The sequence below is a fragment of the Streptomyces sp. NPDC020884 genome (assembly GCF_044333935.1).
Taxonomy (GTDB): domain Bacteria; phylum Actinomycetota; class Actinomycetes; order Streptomycetales; family Streptomycetaceae; genus Streptomyces.
On the sequence record NZ_JBIRRY010000001.1, the window covers coordinates 356,217 to 371,933 of the forward strand.

Here is a 15,717-nt window from a genome sequence, read left to right on the forward strand (position 1 = left end):
GACCGTCCGGAAGGAACCCGCTCCCATGTCCCAGAACGCGCCCCGCTCCGCCCGCGAACTGATCGGCCGGCTGCTGGCCGACGACGCCCCGCCGTTCGCTCTGCTGCGCCGCCGTACGCCCGGCCGTGACCACGATCACGTCGAACTGCTGATCGGCGGGGTGCGGGAGGCGGACCGATTGGCCGATCTGCCGGTGGGCGCGTCGCCGGCGCTCGCGCTGGTGCCGTTCCGGCAGATCGCCGAGCGCGGCTTCGACGTCCGCGACGACGGCACCCCGCTGAGCGTGCTGGTCGCCGACGAGACGCACGAGCTGGAGCTCGCGGAGTTGCTGGCGGCGCTGCCCGCCCATGACGTGACGGTGCGGGACCGCGGCTTCGACGTGCCGGACGGGGAGTACGCGGACATCGTCCGGCGGGTGATCCGGGACGAGATCGGTCAGGGCGAGGGCGCGAACTTCGTGATCCGGCGGACGTTCCGGGGCGAGATCCCCGGGTTCGGACGGGCGGACGCGCTGGCGCTGTTCCGGCGGCTGCTGGCGGGCGAGCGGGGCGCGTACTGGACGTTCGTGGTCCACACAGGAGACAGCGGGCCCGAAGGGATCTCCGGCTCGGGGCGGCGGGCGACGGGCGGGCGGACGCTGGTGGGGGCGAGTCCGGAGGTGCATGTGCGGATGTCCGGCGGGACGGTCGTGATGAACCCGATCAGCGGGACGTACCGCTACCCGGCCGGGGGGCCCACCCCCGAGAGCCTGCTGGCGTTCCTCGCGGACCGCAAGGAGAGCGAGGAGCTGTCCATGGTGGTCGACGAGGAGCTGAAGATGATGTGCACGGTGGGCGACATGGGCGGGGTGGTGGTCGGGCCCCGGCTCAAGGAGATGGCCCACCTCGCGCACACCGAGTACGAGCTGCGCGGCCGGTCCTCGCTGGATGTCCGCGAGGTGCTGCGCGAGACGATGTTCGCGGCGACCGTCACCGGTTCGCCGGTGCAGAACGCGTGCCGGGTCATCGAGCGGTACGAGTCCGGGGGCCGGGGCTACTACGCGGGCGCGCTGGCGCTGCTGGGCCAGGACGCGAGCGGGGCTCAGACCCTGGACTCGCCGATCCTGATCCGTACCGCCGACATCGCCCCGGACGGGAGCCTCGCGGTGCCCGTCGGGGCCACCCTCGTACGCCACTCGGACCCGGAGAGCGAGGTGGCCGAGACACACGCGAAGGCGGCCGGGGTGCTGGCCGCTCTGGGGGTGCGGCCGGGCCGGCCCGGGGCGGAGGCGGACCGGCCGAGGCTGGCCTCGGACCCCCGGGTGCAGGCGGCGCTGGACGACCGGCGGGGCTCTCTCGCCCCGTTCTGGCTGCGGATGCAGGAGCGCACCCGGGACCTGGCCGGGCACGCGCTGGTGGTGGACGGCGAGGACACGTTCACCGCGATGCTGGCCCATCTGCTGCGGGCGTCGGGGCTGGACGTCTCGGTGCGGCGCTTCGACGAGCCGGGGCTGGGCGAGGTGGTCCGGGCGCACGAGGGGCCCGTGGTGCTGGGTCCGGGGCCGGGCAACCCGGGCGATCCGACCGATCCGAAGATGCGGCTGTTGCGGGAGCTGACCGCCGAGCTGGTGCGCGACCACCGGCACGGGCTGCTGGGGGTCTGCCTCGGGCATGAGCTGATCGCGGCGGAACTGGGGCTGGAGATCGTGCGCAAGGCCGTGCCGTACCAGGGCGCGCAGACCCGGATCGAGCTGTTCGGGCGGCCGGAGACGGTGGGCTTCTACAACAGCTTCACCGGGCGGTGCGACGGTCCGGCCGCCGCCGAGCTGGCCGCGCACGGGATCGAGGTGAGCCGCGACGAGGCGAGCTGCGAGCTGCACGCGCTGCGGGGGCCGGGCTTCGCCTCGGTGCAGTTCCACCCGGAGTCGGTGCTGACCGTGCGGGGCTCGGCGATCGTGACGGAGCTGCTGGCGGGGCTGCCCGTGCCGGGCTGAGCCTCAGCTCCTCGGTACGAGGACGTTCTCGCTGTGGCGGCGGGCCAGATAGTCGGTGACGTTCTTGACGGTCGCGTCGATGATCTGGCCCACCGCGTCCTCGGTGTAGTACGCCTGGTGGGAGGTGACGACGACGTTGGGGAAGGTCACCAGCCGGGCGAGGGTGTCGTCGTCGATGCCTTCCAGGGACTTGTCGAGGAAGAACAGCCCGGCCTCCGCCTCGTACACGTCGAGTCCGACGCCGAGGAAGCGTCCCGCGCGCAACTCGGTGACCAGGGCGGCGGTGTCGATCAGGCCGCCGCGGCTGGAGTTGACCAGGATCGCGTCGTCCTTCATCGCCTTGAGGGCGGCCGCGTCGATGATGTGCTGGGTGGTGGGCAGCAGCGGCACGTGCAGGCTGATCAGGTCGGCCTCGGCGAGCAGCCGCTCCTTGTCGACGTACTCCATGCCCAGCTCGACGCAGGCCGGGTTCTCCGCCACGTCCCAGCCGAGCAGTCTCATGCCGAAGCCGTGGGCGATCCGGGTGAACGCCTCGCCGATCTTCCCGGTGCCGAGCACCCCGACGGTCCGGCCCCGCATGTCCCGGCCGAGCAGCCCGTCGAGGCGGAAGTCGAAGTCCCGGGTGCGGCCGGCGGCCCGGACGATGCGCCGGTTGACGGCCATGGCGAGCGTCCAGGCGAACTCGGCGACCGAGTACGGGGAGTAGAAGGAGACCCGGGCGACGCGCAGGGCGAGGCGCTCGGCGACCTCCAGGTCGATGTTGTTGAAGCCGGTGGAGCGCTGGGCGATCAGCTGGGTGCCGCCCGCGGCGAGCGTCTGGAGCACCTTGGCGCCGAGGTCGGCGTTGACGCTGGTGGAGACGGCCTCGTAGCCGGCGGCGATGGGGGCGGTGTCCCGGTTCAGGAAGACGTCCAGGCAGCGGACCTCGTGCAACCCCTCGAAGGCCTTCTCGATCAGGGGCTTCTCGTCGGACTGCACACCGAAGGCCAGGATCTCCATAGCGCGAATATACGGCTCCGCCCCCGAAACCGCCGGTCAGACGTCGTCGAGGCCGCGCTCGATGGCATACCGCACGAGCTCCACCCGGTTGTGCAGCTGGAGCTTGCCGAGGGTGTTCTGCACATGGTTCTGCACGGTGCGGTGCGAGATGACCAGGCGTTCGGCGATCTGCTTGTACGAGAGCCCCTTGGCCACCAGCCGCAGCACCTCGGTCTCCCGGTCGGTGAGCTGCGGGGCCTTGGGCTCGTTCGACGCCACGGGAGCGGGGTCGGAGGCGAGCCTGCGGTACTCGCCGAGGACGAGCCCGGCCAGGCCCGGGGTGAAGACCGGGTCGCCGTTGGCGGTGGAGCGGACGGCGTCGGTCAGCTCCTGGGTGGAGGCGGACTTCAGCAGATAGCCGGTGGCCCCGGACTTCACCGCCTCCAGGACGTCGGCGTGCTCGCCGCTCGCGGAGAGGACCAGGACCCGCAGGCCCGGGTGGGTCCCGACGAGTTCCTTGCAGACCTGGACGCCGGGCATGCCGGGGAGGTTCAGGTCGAGGACCAGGACGTCCGGGCCCACGGCCTTGGCCCGGCGGACCGCCTGCGGGCCGTCCCCGGCGGTCGCGACGACGTCGAAGCCGGACTCGGCCAGGTCGCGGGCGACCGCGTCGCGCCACATGGGGTGGTCGTCGACGACCATGACCCTGATGGGCCGGTCGCCGGCCTCCTGCTCGTCCGGTGCGGTGTTCTGCGTGCTCATCGGGCCGATCCTGCCTTCCCCCGGGAAACCTTCGGTGCTTTGGGAACCTTCAACTCGACCTCGGCGCCCTGTCCCGGCACCGAGATCAGCTCTGCCGTGCCGCCCAGATCGCGCAGCCGGCCGCGGATGGACAGCGCGACCCCGAGCCGCCCCTCCCCCTCCGCCTGGGCGAGCCGCCCCTCGGGGATACCCGGGCCGTCGTCCCGGACGGTGACGATCACCTCGTCCGGCTCGTCCTCGACCAGGATCCACGCCTGGGCGTCCGGGCCCGCGTGCACCCGTACGTTGTCCAGGGCCGCGCTGACGGCGGCGGCCAGCTCCCGGGCCGACTCGGCGGGGAGCATCACCGGGGCGCCCGGCTCGGCGAAGCTCGTGCGGGATCCCGCGTGCGGGGCGAGCAGGGTGCGCAGGTCGCAGGGGGCCCCGTCGCCGGGGCCCGCCTCCTCGTCCACCTCGACGGTGCGGACCACGGCCCCCTCGGCGGCGTCCTCGGAGACCCGGGTGAGGGGCACCAGACCGCTGGAGACCAGGGTGCGCAGGGCGACTTCCTGCTCCCCGGCCATCCGGCCCAGCTCGGCCGCCTCGCCGCCGATGGCGGTGCCCCGGCGCTGCACCATGGCGAGGACCTGGAGCACGCTGTCGTGGATGTCGCGGGCGAGCCGCTCGCGTTCGCGGGTGGCGGCCTCGATCTCCAGGGCGCGGGCCAGGGTGCGTTCACTGGCGCGGGCGACCTCGACGACGTACCCGATGGCGATGGAGGCGACCCAGACCAGCAGGACGTTGTGGTACGTGTCCCGGCTGGGCTCGCCGCGCTGGATGATGTTGGCGGCGGCGACGAACGTGGAGGCGAAGGCCGCCCACCGCCAGCCGCCCTTGATGGCGAAGGCGAGGACCGCGCCGGCCGTCCAGATCGACGGCAGCGTCGGGCCGTCGAACGACTGGGAGTCGAAGTCGGCGAGCGGGGTGAGCAGGATGCCGGTCAGCGCGACGACCAGGTCCGCGACGAGGAAGCGTTTGGTGCAGCTCGCCGCCGAGCGGACCTTGGGCAGCGTGGCGAGCGTCCAGACGAAGAGGAACGCCAGATACGCGACGGCGACCCAGGGCCGCTCGAACCGCTGCTGGCCGAAGTTGTCCTTCCCGAAGATCGCGAGCAGCACCGCGTAGATCATCGTCAGGACGCGGTAGCCCGTCAGCGCACGCCACAGCGGCAGCTCGACCGACATCCGTACGACCCGCTCGCGCTTGGCCATGTCCCACCCCCCGGACGGTGAACGACGCGGTTACGCGCCGGACCGTTCCGTTCCGTTCTCGTTGCTCGCGGCAGCCTGCTTCTGGGCCCGCTTGTCCTCCTCCGCCCTGGCCTTCGCCTCGTCGGCGATCTGGCGCTTGGCGGCGGTGGCGTAGACGTCCACGTACTCCTGGCCGGAGAGCTTCATGATCTCGTACATGACCTCGTCGGTCACCGAGCGCAGGATGAAGCGGTCGCCGTCCATGCCCTGGTAGCGGCTGAAGTCCAGCGGCTTGCCGAGCCGGATGCCGGGGCGCATCAGCTTGGGCACCACCTGGCCGGGGGGCTGGATCTTCTCGGTGTCGATCATGGCGACGGGGATCACCGGAGCGCCGGTGGCCAGCGCGACCCGGGCCAGACCGCCGGGCTTGCCCCGGTAGAGGCGGCCGTCGGGCGAGCGGGTGCCTTCGGGGTAGATGCCGAACAGGCCGCCGCTCTCGATGACCTGGATGCCCGCCTTGATCGCCGCCTCGCCCGCGCCGCGGGCGCCGGAGCGGTCGACGGGGAGCTGGCCGACACCCTTGAAGAAGGCGGCGGTGAGCTTGCCCTTGACCCCGGGTGCGGTGAAGTACTCGGCCTTGGCGATGAACGTGACCTTGCGGTCCAGCACAGCCGGGAGGAAGAAGGAGTCGGAGAACGAGAGATGGTTGCTCGCGAGGATCGCCGGACCGCGCTCGGGGATGTTCTCCAGGCCCTCCACCCACGGCCGGAAGGCGAGCTTCAGGGACCCGCCGATGGAGAACTTCATTGCGCCGTAGATCAACTCTGGTGCCTCCTGTGTGCTGTCGGTCAGACCTTAGCCTGGGCCGCTGTCGGGCCCGTGACGGCCCTGGTCGGTGTCGGTCCGGTCGCGTACGGTGAAGTCATCCGTCAAGCACTCCCCCAGGTGCACGCCCGCCCCCGCCCCGTCCCACGAACAGGAGACCCTGGTGCCGGTCCTCCCTGGAGCCGAGCCGTTCCGCCACGAGGGCGGAGAGGTCGGCGTCCTCCTCTGTCATGGCTTCACCGGATCACCGCAGTCGCTGCGCCCCTGGGCCGACCACCTCGCCGCGCGCGGACTGACGGTCTCGCTGCCGCTGCTGCCCGGCCACGGCACCCGCTGGGAGGACATGGCGGTCACCGGCTGGCAGGACTGGTACGCGGAGGTGGACCGGGAGCTGCGGGTCCTGCGGGAGAAGTGCGAGCGGGTCTTCGTCTTCGGTCTGTCCATGGGCGGCGCGCTGAGCCTGCGGCTCGCGGCCAAGCACGGGGACGCGATCAGCGGTCTGGTGCTGGTCAACCCGGCCAACAAGGTGCACGGCCTCGCCGCGTACGCACTGCCGCTCGCCCGTCATCTGGTGCGGACGACCAGGGGCCTGGCCGACGACATCGCGCTCCCGGGCTCGCACGAGGTCGGCTACGACAAGGTGCCGCTGCACGCGGCGCACTCGCTGCGGAAGTTCTTCCGGCTGGTCGACGGGGAGCTGCCCCAGGTGACCCAGCCGGTGGTGCTGCTGCACAGCCCGCAGGACCATGTCGTGCCGCCGGCGGACAGTGCGCGGATCCTGAGCCGGATCTCCTCCACGGACGTCTCGGAGATCTTGTTGGAACAGAGCTACCACGTGGCGACGTTGGACCACGATGCGGAGCGGATCTTCGATGAGAGCTACCGGTTCATCGGCCGTCTCGCACCGAGCGTCCGGAAGAAGGGGAGCACGTCCGGTGGCTGAGCACGACGCGGAACGCACAGGCAGCGACGAGGAGCGCGAGCCGCGCCCCACGGAGCCCGCGGCCGTCCCGGAGGGGACGAAGCCGGCGGGGGCCGAGGGAGCGGAGCAGGAGCGGGCGATCGACGAGGACGCGGCGTGGGCCGCGATCGTCGCGGGGTACGGGGAGGAGCCGCCGGATCCGCCGGGCGCCAAGCCGTTCAAGTCCATCGAGGACCTGGCCCTGCTGGAGGACGACCAGCGCAATGTGGTGGGGCCCGAGGACGGCTCCGCCGGGGACCCGGCGGACAAGGGGTCGGGCAAGAAGCCCCCGAAGCCGCCGGAGAAGAAGGCGCTCGGCAGCTCCGTCGTCTTCGCGCCCGGCGTCGCCGGTCCGCGCGACTACGAGCTGCCCGAGTCCAAGGACGACGGCATCGACGCGCCGGACGACGGGGACGAGGGCCACTTCGTGCCCCCGGAGCCGCCGCCGCTGCCGGAGGCCGACGTCACGGCGAAGTTCGCCTGGCTGGCGGTGATAGGCGGTCCGGTCCTGATGCTCGTCGCGGTGCTGCTGCGGTGGGAGATGACGTGGTGGCTCACCACGCTCTGCATCGGCGGCTTCCTCGGCGGCTTCGCCACCCTGGTGGCCCGGATGCCGCACGACGACGATGACGACACCTACGGCGATCCGGGGCGCGGCGCGGTCGTGTAGCCGCTCATCCGGCAGGGACTCCGAGGGCGGCCAGGACCGGCAGATGGTCCGTGGCCGCCCTCAGGTCCTCCCCGCTCACTCCGGGCAGCCCGCTCGGCACACCGCAGCCGAGCACCTCGATGCCCGGGGTCGCGAACACCGCGTCGATGCGCTTGCGCGGGAGGTCGGGCGGGAAGGTGAGCTCGCCGCCCCACGGCGCGACGGCCCGGCAGTCCTGAAGCGTCCCGGACAGCCGCCGGAAGGCCTTCCCGGTCGGTACGTCGTTGAGGTCGCCGCCCGCCACGGCGTGCTCCACGCCCATCGCGGCCAGCCGCTCCAGCAGCAGGTCCGCCTGGGCGAGGCGCTCGTCGCGCTGGAGGCTCAGATGGCAGCTCAGCACCCCGAGCCGGGTTCCGGCGATCTTCACCACGGCGGTGGCGAAGCCTCTGCGGTGCAGGCCGGGGGTGAGCGGCAGCAGGATGTCCTCGGTGCGTTCGACGGTCGCCCGCAGCGAGCACAGCAGCAGGGGCCCGGCGGCGGTGGCCCCGCCGCTCAGCACCACCAGACCGCTGCTCTTCGCGAGCCTCGCCGCGGCCTTGCGCCAGCGGAAGAAGCGAGGGGCCTCCTGGACGAGGACCAGGTCGGGCGCGCAGGCGCGGATGACCCGGGCCAGCGCGGCGGTGTCGTCGTGCATCGACCGGACGTTGTAGCTCAGCACTCTGATGACGGCTGAACCGTCCGGCTCGGTACGGGAGTCGGGCAGCGGCGTCAGGACCATGCGGGCCACGATACGACGGACGCCCGCCGCTGCCCCGGAGGGCGGCGACGGGCGTTCCGTGCGTCGTGCGGGTGTGGGCTCAGCCCTGGCGGGCCAGGTCGGCCGCGCCCACGAGCCCTGCCTTGCCGCCGAGTTGGGCGGCGAGGACCTGGGCGTGCGGGCGCCACTCGCCGCCGATCAGCCAGCGCCGGAACGACTTGCGGATCGGGTCGAGGACGAGCTCGCCCTCGTCCGAGACGCCGCCGCCGACGATGAACGCGGACGGGTCGAACAGCGAGGCCAGGTCGGCGAGTCCGGCGCCGGCCCAGCGGGCCAGCTCGCGGAACGAGTCGACGGCCACCGGGTCGCCCTGGCGGGCGGCCTCGCTGATGTGCTTGCCCTCGATGCCGTCCACCGAGCCGTCGCCGAGACCGAGCAGTATGGCGGCGTTCTCGGGAGTGGCGTTGGCGCGCTGCTTCGCGTACCGGACGAGTGCGCGGCCGGAGGCGTACTGCTCCCAGCAGCCCTGGCTGCCGCAGCCGCACAGCAGACCGTCCGGGACGACCCGGATGTGGCCGAACTCGGCGGCCACGCCGAAGCGTCCGCGGCGCAGCTTGTTGCCGATGATGATGCCGCCGCCGAGGCCGGTGCCGAGCGTGATGCAGATGACGTCGTCGTGACCCTGGCCGGCGCCGAAGCGGTACTCGCCCCAGGCCGCCGCGTTGGCGTCGTTCTCGACGACGACGGGCAGGCCGACGCGCTGTTCGACCTTGTCCTTGAGCGGCTCGTGACGCCAGTTGATGTTCGGTGCGAACAGCACGGTGGCGCGCTTGTCGTCGACGTAACCGGCGGCGCCGATGCCGACGGCCTCGACCTCGTGCCCCTCGCTGGCTCCGGCGACCGCCGCGCAGATCGCGTCGACGATGCCTTCGGCCGTCGGCGGGGTCGCCACCTTGAACGTCGAGAGGATCCGGCCCTCTTCGTCGACCACTCCAGCCGCGATCTTCGTGCCGCCGATATCGACGCCGATGGTGAGTCCCATGAATCCCTCAGTTTCGGTCGAGCCCCGCTAGGGGCAACCGTACCCGAGGCGGGACGCGGCCCGGCCGGAGCCGGTCAGTCCAGGTCGATGCGTTCGGTGCCCGAGGGGCCCTCGTCGCGCGGGTCGGACGCGTCCTCGGCGGCCTTCTTCGAGGGGCCCGCGGTACCCGAGGCGCCCTCGGTGGTGCGGGTCCAGCGGCTCTCCTGGCCCTCGACCGCGGAGCGGTAGGCGGCCAGGAGTTCGCCGCCCGCGGCGGCGAGGTGGTCGAAGATCTCCGGGTTGCGCTCGATGACCGGTTCGACGGCGGACTTCGCCTGCCGGATGGCCTGCTGGACCGCGCCCTGGGCGGCGACGCCGAGCAGCGGGGTCTGGAGCGAGGAGACCTTGTCGGCGACGGCGTCGACCAGCTTGCGCAGTTCCTCGGCGGCGGATCCGGGCGGGGGTCCGTACTGGGCGCGGCGGCGGGCCTTCTCGGCCGCGAGGTCCTCGGCGCAGGCGTCGGCCCACGCGTCGCCGTCGGCGGGACGATCGGTGGCTTCACTCATGGCGGACTCCTGCGACGCGGGGCGGCCGACGGTCGGCCTGCGGTACACGTACCACCGACGTTACCCGAATGGCCGCACGCCGTTCAGGAGGTGCGCGGCCACAGGGCCGGGTCGGGCGTGAACCTCACCCGCAGCACTCCGTCGGCCAGGGCCGCGCCGGAGACGGTGCAGCGGCGCAGCGCGGAGGCGATCCGCACGATCCGGTGGAAGGGGCCGACGGTCAGGAGCAGCTCGTCGCCCCGGCGGACCAGACGCAGGTCCTCCTTGGCGGCCCCGGGCAGCGGCAGGCACCAGATGAAGGTCGTGGACCCGTCCTCGGCGTCCGGCTCCTCCTCGGTCCACCAGGGGTCGCCGGCCCGGCCGGGCGTCCGGTCGTCGGGGGCGGGGACCGCCAGCTCGGCCAGGTCGTCCGGGCCCTGCGGGTCGCGGCCCAGGTGGGCGGCCTCGTGCACGGGGACGTCCCCGGCGACGTCCTGGCGCCAGTGGTCCAGGCACTTCTCCTGCTGGGCGGCGAGCGCGGCGAACCAGGGGTCGGACGAGTGCCGGGGCAGCACCCGGGAGGCGACCAGCAGGTCGGCGCGCAGTCCGTGCAGGGCCAGGCCGGTACGGGCGGTGAGCAGGGCGTCCTCGGCGGCTGGGCCCGGCTCCGCGACCAGCCGGAGCGTGGTGGACCGGTCCTCGATCAGGGCCTGGACTGCGGCCAGCTCGGCGTCCTTGCGGGCGCCGGCCTCGTACAGCCACTGCGCGGGCATCGGGACCCCGGCGAGCTGGGCGAGGACGGGGCGCAGGGCGCGGGCGGCCTGGCGTTCGGCGGGGAGCAGCCGGCGCAGATAGCGGCGCAGCTGTTCCGGCAGGGCGAGAAGGGCCAGGGCTTCGGTGAGCGGCGGGAGGTCGACGACGAGGGTGTCGTAGCCCGACCAGTCGCCCTCGGCGACCCGGCGCAGGGTGTGCAGCAGGGCGAGCTGCGGGGCGCCGGGGAGTTCGGTGAGCTCCTCACCGTCGAGGCGGCCCGCGCCGAGCAGGTCCAGGACGCCGGAGGCGCGCTTCTGGAGCCCGGTGAGTTCGGCGCGGAAGTGCTCGCCGGAGTCGATGCGGGCGTGGTCGAGGCGGTCGGCGACCCGGGTGGGTTCCGGGCCGGCGGGGAAGCCGGGTATGGCCCCGGCGGTGATCAGGAGCGTGCGGCTGCCGTTCGCGGCGGCGGCCAGCGCAGTGGCCGCCGCGACGGTGGTACGGCCCGCGCCGCCGGGGCCGGTGACGAGGACCGTGCGCACGGCTGTCAGGCCTGCGGTGCGGACTCGACGCGCTTCTTCAGACCGGCGAGGGCGCGGTCGATGATGACCTTCTCGGCCTTGCGCTTGATCATCCCGAGCAGCGGGATCTTGACGTCGACGGCGAGCCGGTAGGTGACCTCGGTGCGCTCGCCGCCGCCGAGCGGGGCGAGGGCGTACGTGCCGTCCAGCGAGCGCAGCATCTGGGACTTGACGAGGCTCCAGCTGACCTCCCGCTCGCCGGTCCAGGTGTAGGCAAGGACGTGGTCGTCCTTGATCGCTCCGGCGTCCAGGACGAGACGGACCTGCTCGGCGCGGCCCTGGTCGTCGGTGGAGAGGACCTCGGCCTCCTTGACCTCGCCGGTCCATTCCGGGTAGCGGGCGAAGTCGGCGATCACGCCCATGACGTCGGCCGGCGCCGCCTCGATCGTGATGCTCGAGCTGGTGTGTTCAGCCATCGCCGTGGCCCTCCAGTGCGGTGTAACCGGTCGCGTTCGGCAGGAGCCTGCCGCTGTGCAGGCTATCGCGTGCCCGGGGCGCTCCGGTCCACCGCCCGGCTGCCCGCGGTCACCAGCTCAGCGCCCAGGGGGTTCCGGTGGAGGCGAAGTGGCCGACGTTGACGCACTCGGTGGTCCCGATCCGCATCCGGCGGACCAGCGGCTGGTGAACATGGCCGAAAAGCGCGTACCGCGGGCGGGTGGCGCGGATCGCCTCCAGCAGGGCGGTGCTGCCGCGTTCGAAGCGTCGGGCGACGGTGTCGTAGGTCAGCTCGGGCACCTCGGGCGGGATGTGCGAGCAGAGGACGTCGACCGGGCCGAGCGCCTCGACCTTGGCGGCGTACTCCTCGTCGCTGATCTCGTACGGGGTGTTCATCGGGGTCTTGAGGCCGCCGCCGACGAAGCCGAAGACCCGGCCGCCGATCTCGACGCGTTCGCCGTCCAGCACGGTGGTGCCGGGGCGGGCGTACTCGGGCCAGAGGTCGGGGACGTCGACGTTGCCGTAGGTGGCGTACGTCGGAGTGGGGAAGGCGGCGAAGAGTTCGGCGTACTGCTGGCGCACCGCGCCGAGGATCTCGGTGTTGCGGTCGCGGCCCGCCCACAGCTCCCGGCCGAAGGCGCGGGCCTCGTCGAAGCGGCGGGCGGTGCGCAGGGCGACGATGCGGTCGGCGTTCTCCTTGCCGAACAGCGTGGGGAAGATGCCGCGCGAGTGGTCGGCGTAGTCGAGGAAGAGCACCAGGTCACCGAGGCAGACCAGGGCGTCGGCGCCGTCCCCGGCGCGGGCCAGGGCCTCGGCGTTGCCGTGCACGTCGCTCACCACGTGTACCCGGGTCGATCCACCGGCCGGGCCCCGGCTGTCCGGTTCGCTGCCTCGCATGGGGATCACCCTAGAGTGCCCCTTCCGTCGCTGGGTAGACCGTCCGGACCTGCGGTTACTTCCAGGGCGTCAAGGCAGTGGACTACTGTGCGCGAAAGGGCCATTTACCTGTGTGATGCATAAGACATCTGGCCGGAACCCCCTATCCGGAACCGAGTACCGGTGGGTAACGTCCGGGCAGTCCAGTCGTGCTCACCCCCCTGAGCACCCGCCAATCTTGGACCGCAGCCGGTGCGTCACACAGAGCCGTGGCACCGGAGCCCGATGAGGAGCAGCAGTCTTGCGCGAGTTCAGCCTTCCGGCCCTGTACGAGGTCCCGACGGACGGCAACCTGACGGATCTCATCCGCCGCAATGCCTCTCAGCATCCCGAAGTCGCGGTGATGAGCCGCAAGGTGGCCGGCGTCTGGACGGACGTCAGCGCCACCCGGTTCCTGGCCGAGGTCAGAGCCGCCGCCAAAGGGCTGATCGCCTCCGGCGTGCAGCCGGGCGACCGGGTCGCCCTGATGTCGCGCACCCGTTTCGAGTGGGTGCTCCTGGACTTCGCGATCTGGAGCGCGGGCGCGGTGACCGTGCCGGTGTACGAGACCAGCTCCGCCGAGCAGGTCCAGTGGATCCTCGGCGACTCCGGGGCGGTGGCGGTGCTCGTGGAGAGCGACGCGCACGCGGCCTCCGTGGCCTCCGTGCGGGACGCGCTGCCGGAGCTGGCGCACGTCTGGCAGATCGACGCGGGCGCGGTCGAGGCACTGGACCGGGCGGGGGCCGAGGTCTCGGACGAGACCATGGACCTGCGGATGGTCAGCGCCAAGGCGGACGACCCGGCGACGATCGTCTACACCTCGGGCACCACGGGCCGCCCCAAGGGCTGTGTGCTCACCCACCGCAGCTTCTTCGCGGAGTGCGGCAACCTGGTGGAGCGGCTGAAGCCCCTCTTCCGTACGGGCGAGTGCTCGGTGCTGCTGTTCCTGCCCGCGGCCCACGTCTTCGGCCGGATGGTCGCGGTGGCCTCGGTGATGGCCCCGATCAAGCTCGGCTGCGTACCGGACATCAAGAACCTCACCGATGAGCTGGGCTCGTTCCGGCCGACCCTGATCCTGGGCGTGCCCCGGGTCTTCGAGAAGGTCTACAACGCGGCCCGCGCCAAGGCGCAGGCGGACGGCAAGGGCAAGATCTTCGACCGGGCCGCCGACGCGGCGATCAGCTACAGCCGGGCGCTGAGCACCCCGGGGGGACCCTCGCTGGGGCAGCGGCTCAAGCACCGGCTCTTCGACCGGCTGGTCTTCGCGAAGCTGCGCGCGGTGCTCGGTGGCAAGGGCGAGTTCGCGATCTCCGGCGGCGCTCCGCTGGGCGAGCGGCTCGGCCACTTCTACCGGGGCATCGGCTTCACGGTCCTGGAGGGCTACGGCCTGACCGAGACCTGCGCGGCGACCGCGTTCAACCCGTGGGACCGGCAGAAGATCGGTACGGTCGGCCAGCCGCTGCCCGGCTCCGTGGTGCGGATCGCCGACGACGGCGAGGTGCTGCTGCACGGCGAGCACCTGTTCACCGGGTACTGGAAGAACGAGTCGGCCTCGGCCGAGGCGCTGGCCGACGGCTGGTTCCACACCGGGGACATCGGCACGCTCGACGAGGACGGCTACCTCACGATCACCGGCCGCAAGAAGGAGATCATCGTGACGGCGGGCGGCAAGAACGTCGCCCCGGCCGTCATCGAGGACCGCATCCGCGCGCACGCCCTGGTCGCCGAGTGCATGGTCGTCGGCGACGGCCGCCCGTTCGTCGGCGCGCTGGTCACCCTGGACGAGGAGTTCCTGGGCCGCTGGGCCGAGGAGCACGGCAAGCCGGTCGGCTCGACCGCCCTGTCGCTGCGTGCGGACGCCGAGCTGCTGGCCGAGGTGCAGCGGGCCGTGGACGACGGCAACGCGGCGGTGTCCAAGGCCGAGTCGGTGCGCAAGTTCCGCATCCTGGCGGCCCAGTTCACCGAGGAGGCGGGCCACATCACGCCGTCGCTGAAGCTGAAGCGGAATGTGGTGGCGAAGGAGTTCGCGGACGAGGTGGAGTCGCTCTACCGGTCCTGACACCCGGCGCGCGTACGCGTACGGAGGGGCCCGCACCGGAAACCGGTGCGGGCCCCTCCGTCGTACGGCGCGCGTACGACGCGTTCACAGCAGGGTCTTGAGTTTCTCCGCCAGCAGGTCCCAGCGCCACTTCTCCTCGACCCAGGCCCGGCCCCGCTCCCCCATCCGGCGCCGCAACTCCGGGTCGCCGAGCAGCGTCACGATCCGGTCGGCGGACTCCTCGGCACTGCCGCCGCGCACCACCCACCCCGTCTCGCCGTCCAGCACCGCGTCCGGGGCGCCGCCCGAATCACCGGCCACCACGGGCAGTCCGGTCGCGGACGCCTCCAGGTAGACGATCCCGAGGCCCTCCACGTCGAGCCCTCCGCGCCGGGTCCGGCAGGGCATCGCGAAGACGTCCCCCGCCCCGTAGTGCGCGGGCAGCTCGGCCCAGGGCACCGGACCGGTGAAGCGCACCGAGTCCTGGACCCCGGTCTGGACCGCGAGGCGCTTCAGGTCCTTGGCGTACGGTCCCCCGCCGACGATCAGGAGCACCGCGTCGGGAATCTGCGCGAGGATCGCGGGCAGGGCCAGGATCAGCGTGTCCTGCCCCTTGCGCGGCACCAGGCGCGATACGCAGACCACCACCGGCCGGTCGGAGAGGCCGAGGCGGGCCCGGACCCCGTCTCCGCCGGACGCCGGGTGGAAGGTCTTCTCGTCGACCCCGGGCGGCAGTTGGACCATGCGTCCGGCGGCCTCGGGGGTGAGGGCCCCGGCGATCCGGGAGCGGGTGTACTCGCCGAGATAGGTGATCGTGTCGGTGCCCTCCCCGATCCGGCGCAGCAGCTGCCGGGAGGCGGGCAGCTGGGCCCAGCCGGCCTCGTGCCCGTGGGTGGTGGCGACGAGCCGCCGGGCGCCCGCGCGGCGCAGCGCCGGGCCCATCAGACCGAGCGGGGCGGCGGCGCCGAACCAGACGGAGGAGCAGCCGTGTTCGCGCAGCAGACCGGCGGCCCGGCGGGTCACGCGCGGGGTCGGCAGCAGCATCGTCGTCCGGTCGCGGACCACGGTGAACGGCTGCTCGGCGTCGAAGGCGGCGGTGGCCGCCGCGCCCTCCTCGCCGCGCTTCCAGGTGGAGGCGTAGACGACGACCCGGTCGGGATCCAGGCGCAGCGCCATGTTGTGCAGGAACGCCTGGATGCCACCGGGGCGGGGCGGGAAGTCGTTGGTCACGATCAAGGTCTTGTCCATCGCCGCCGACAGTACCCAACGGCCGCGCTTCACCGCTGACGCGCTCCGTCG

15 protein-coding genes are annotated in these 15,717 nt (G+C 72.6%); 4 read left to right on the forward strand and 11 right to left on the reverse strand.

The features are described 5' to 3' along the window. Window positions 1–25: 25 nt before the first annotated feature. Window positions 26–1,972, forward strand: coding sequence for an anthranilate synthase family protein (locus ACH4UK_RS01635; RefSeq protein ID WP_398354079.1), 1,947 nt, complete (start codon window positions 26–28; stop codon window positions 1,970–1,972). Window positions 1,973–1,975: 3 nt separating this feature from the next. Here ACH4UK_RS01635 and ACH4UK_RS01640 read toward each other — a convergent pair whose 3' ends face one another. From ACH4UK_RS01640 to ACH4UK_RS01655, 4 genes are read right to left on the reverse strand one after another with little or no spacing between them, the layout of a single operon-like run. After that, window positions 1,976–2,971 carry a 2-hydroxyacid dehydrogenase gene (locus ACH4UK_RS01640; protein ID WP_398354080.1) on the reverse strand — a complete coding sequence of 332 codons (996 nt, stop codon included), beginning with the start codon at window positions 2,969–2,971 and terminating at the stop codon, window positions 1,976–1,978. A gap of 36 nt (window positions 2,972–3,007) precedes the next feature. After that, window positions 3,008–3,712: a response regulator gene (locus ACH4UK_RS01645; RefSeq protein ID WP_398354081.1), complete on the reverse strand. Its 705-nt coding sequence runs from the start codon at window positions 3,710–3,712 to the stop codon at window positions 3,008–3,010. Next, window positions 3,709–4,962, reverse strand: coding sequence for a MacS family sensor histidine kinase (gene macS / locus ACH4UK_RS01650; protein WP_398354082.1), 1,254 nt, complete (start codon window positions 4,960–4,962; stop codon window positions 3,709–3,711). Before macS ends, ACH4UK_RS01645 begins: the two co-directional genes overlap by 4 nt. Before the next feature lie 30 nt (window positions 4,963–4,992). Further along, a complete protein-coding gene (locus tag ACH4UK_RS01655) occupies window positions 4,993–5,763 on the reverse strand; it encodes a lysophospholipid acyltransferase family protein (RefSeq protein ID WP_398354083.1) in 771 nt (256 codons plus the stop codon). A gap of 166 nt (window positions 5,764–5,929) precedes the next feature. Between ACH4UK_RS01655 and ACH4UK_RS01660 the strand changes: the two genes are divergently transcribed. Both ACH4UK_RS01660 and ACH4UK_RS01665 read left to right on the forward strand, forming a co-directional pair. Then, window positions 5,930–6,709, forward strand: coding sequence for an alpha/beta hydrolase (locus ACH4UK_RS01660; protein WP_398354084.1), 780 nt, complete (start codon window positions 5,930–5,932; stop codon window positions 6,707–6,709). Next, on the forward strand, window positions 6,702–7,397 hold the full coding sequence (locus ACH4UK_RS01665; RefSeq protein ID WP_398354085.1) for a hypothetical protein: 696 nt from the start codon (window positions 6,702–6,704) through the stop codon (window positions 7,395–7,397). The genes ACH4UK_RS01660 and ACH4UK_RS01665 overlap by 8 nt, the downstream gene beginning before the upstream one ends. 4 nt (window positions 7,398–7,401) lie before the next feature. Here ACH4UK_RS01665 and ACH4UK_RS01670 read toward each other — a convergent pair whose 3' ends face one another. The 6 genes from ACH4UK_RS01670 to ACH4UK_RS01695 form a co-directional block, all read right to left on the reverse strand. Further along, window positions 7,402–8,154: an endonuclease/exonuclease/phosphatase family protein gene (locus tag ACH4UK_RS01670; RefSeq protein ID WP_398354086.1), complete on the reverse strand. Its 753-nt coding sequence runs from the start codon at window positions 8,152–8,154 to the stop codon at window positions 7,402–7,404. 79 nt (window positions 8,155–8,233) lie between these two features. Next, window positions 8,234–9,175: an ROK family glucokinase gene (locus ACH4UK_RS01675; protein ID WP_398354087.1), complete on the reverse strand. Its 942-nt coding sequence runs from the start codon at window positions 9,173–9,175 to the stop codon at window positions 8,234–8,236. A 74-nt stretch (window positions 9,176–9,249) separates the two neighbouring features. Continuing rightward, window positions 9,250–9,720, reverse strand: a complete 471-nt coding sequence (locus ACH4UK_RS01680; protein WP_398354088.1) for a DUF5304 domain-containing protein — start codon at window positions 9,718–9,720, stop codon at window positions 9,250–9,252. Window positions 9,721–9,803: 83 nt separating this feature from the next. Continuing rightward, window positions 9,804–10,991, reverse strand: a complete 1,188-nt coding sequence (locus ACH4UK_RS01685) for an ArsA family ATPase (protein WP_398354089.1) — start codon at window positions 10,989–10,991, stop codon at window positions 9,804–9,806. 5 nt (window positions 10,992–10,996) lie between these two features. Beyond that, a complete protein-coding gene (locus tag ACH4UK_RS01690) occupies window positions 10,997–11,446 on the reverse strand; it encodes an SRPBCC family protein (protein WP_398354090.1) in 450 nt (149 codons plus the stop codon). Between the two features lie 109 nt (window positions 11,447–11,555). Then, the gene (locus ACH4UK_RS01695; RefSeq protein ID WP_398354091.1) at window positions 11,556–12,362 is read right to left on the reverse strand and encodes a metallophosphoesterase; all 807 of its coding nucleotides are present in this window, start codon (window positions 12,360–12,362) and stop codon (window positions 11,556–11,558) included. Window positions 12,363–12,642: 280 nt separating this feature from the next. On the opposite strand from ACH4UK_RS01695, the gene ACH4UK_RS01700 reads away from it, so the two are divergent. Next, a complete protein-coding gene (locus ACH4UK_RS01700) occupies window positions 12,643–14,439 on the forward strand; it encodes an AMP-dependent synthetase/ligase (RefSeq protein WP_398354092.1) in 1,797 nt (598 codons plus the stop codon). Between the two features lie 84 nt (window positions 14,440–14,523). Here ACH4UK_RS01700 and ACH4UK_RS01705 read toward each other — a convergent pair whose 3' ends face one another. Then, window positions 14,524–15,666, reverse strand: coding sequence for a glycosyltransferase family 4 protein (locus ACH4UK_RS01705; protein ID WP_398354093.1), 1,143 nt, complete (start codon window positions 15,664–15,666; stop codon window positions 14,524–14,526). Window positions 15,667–15,717: the final 51 nt, after the last annotated feature.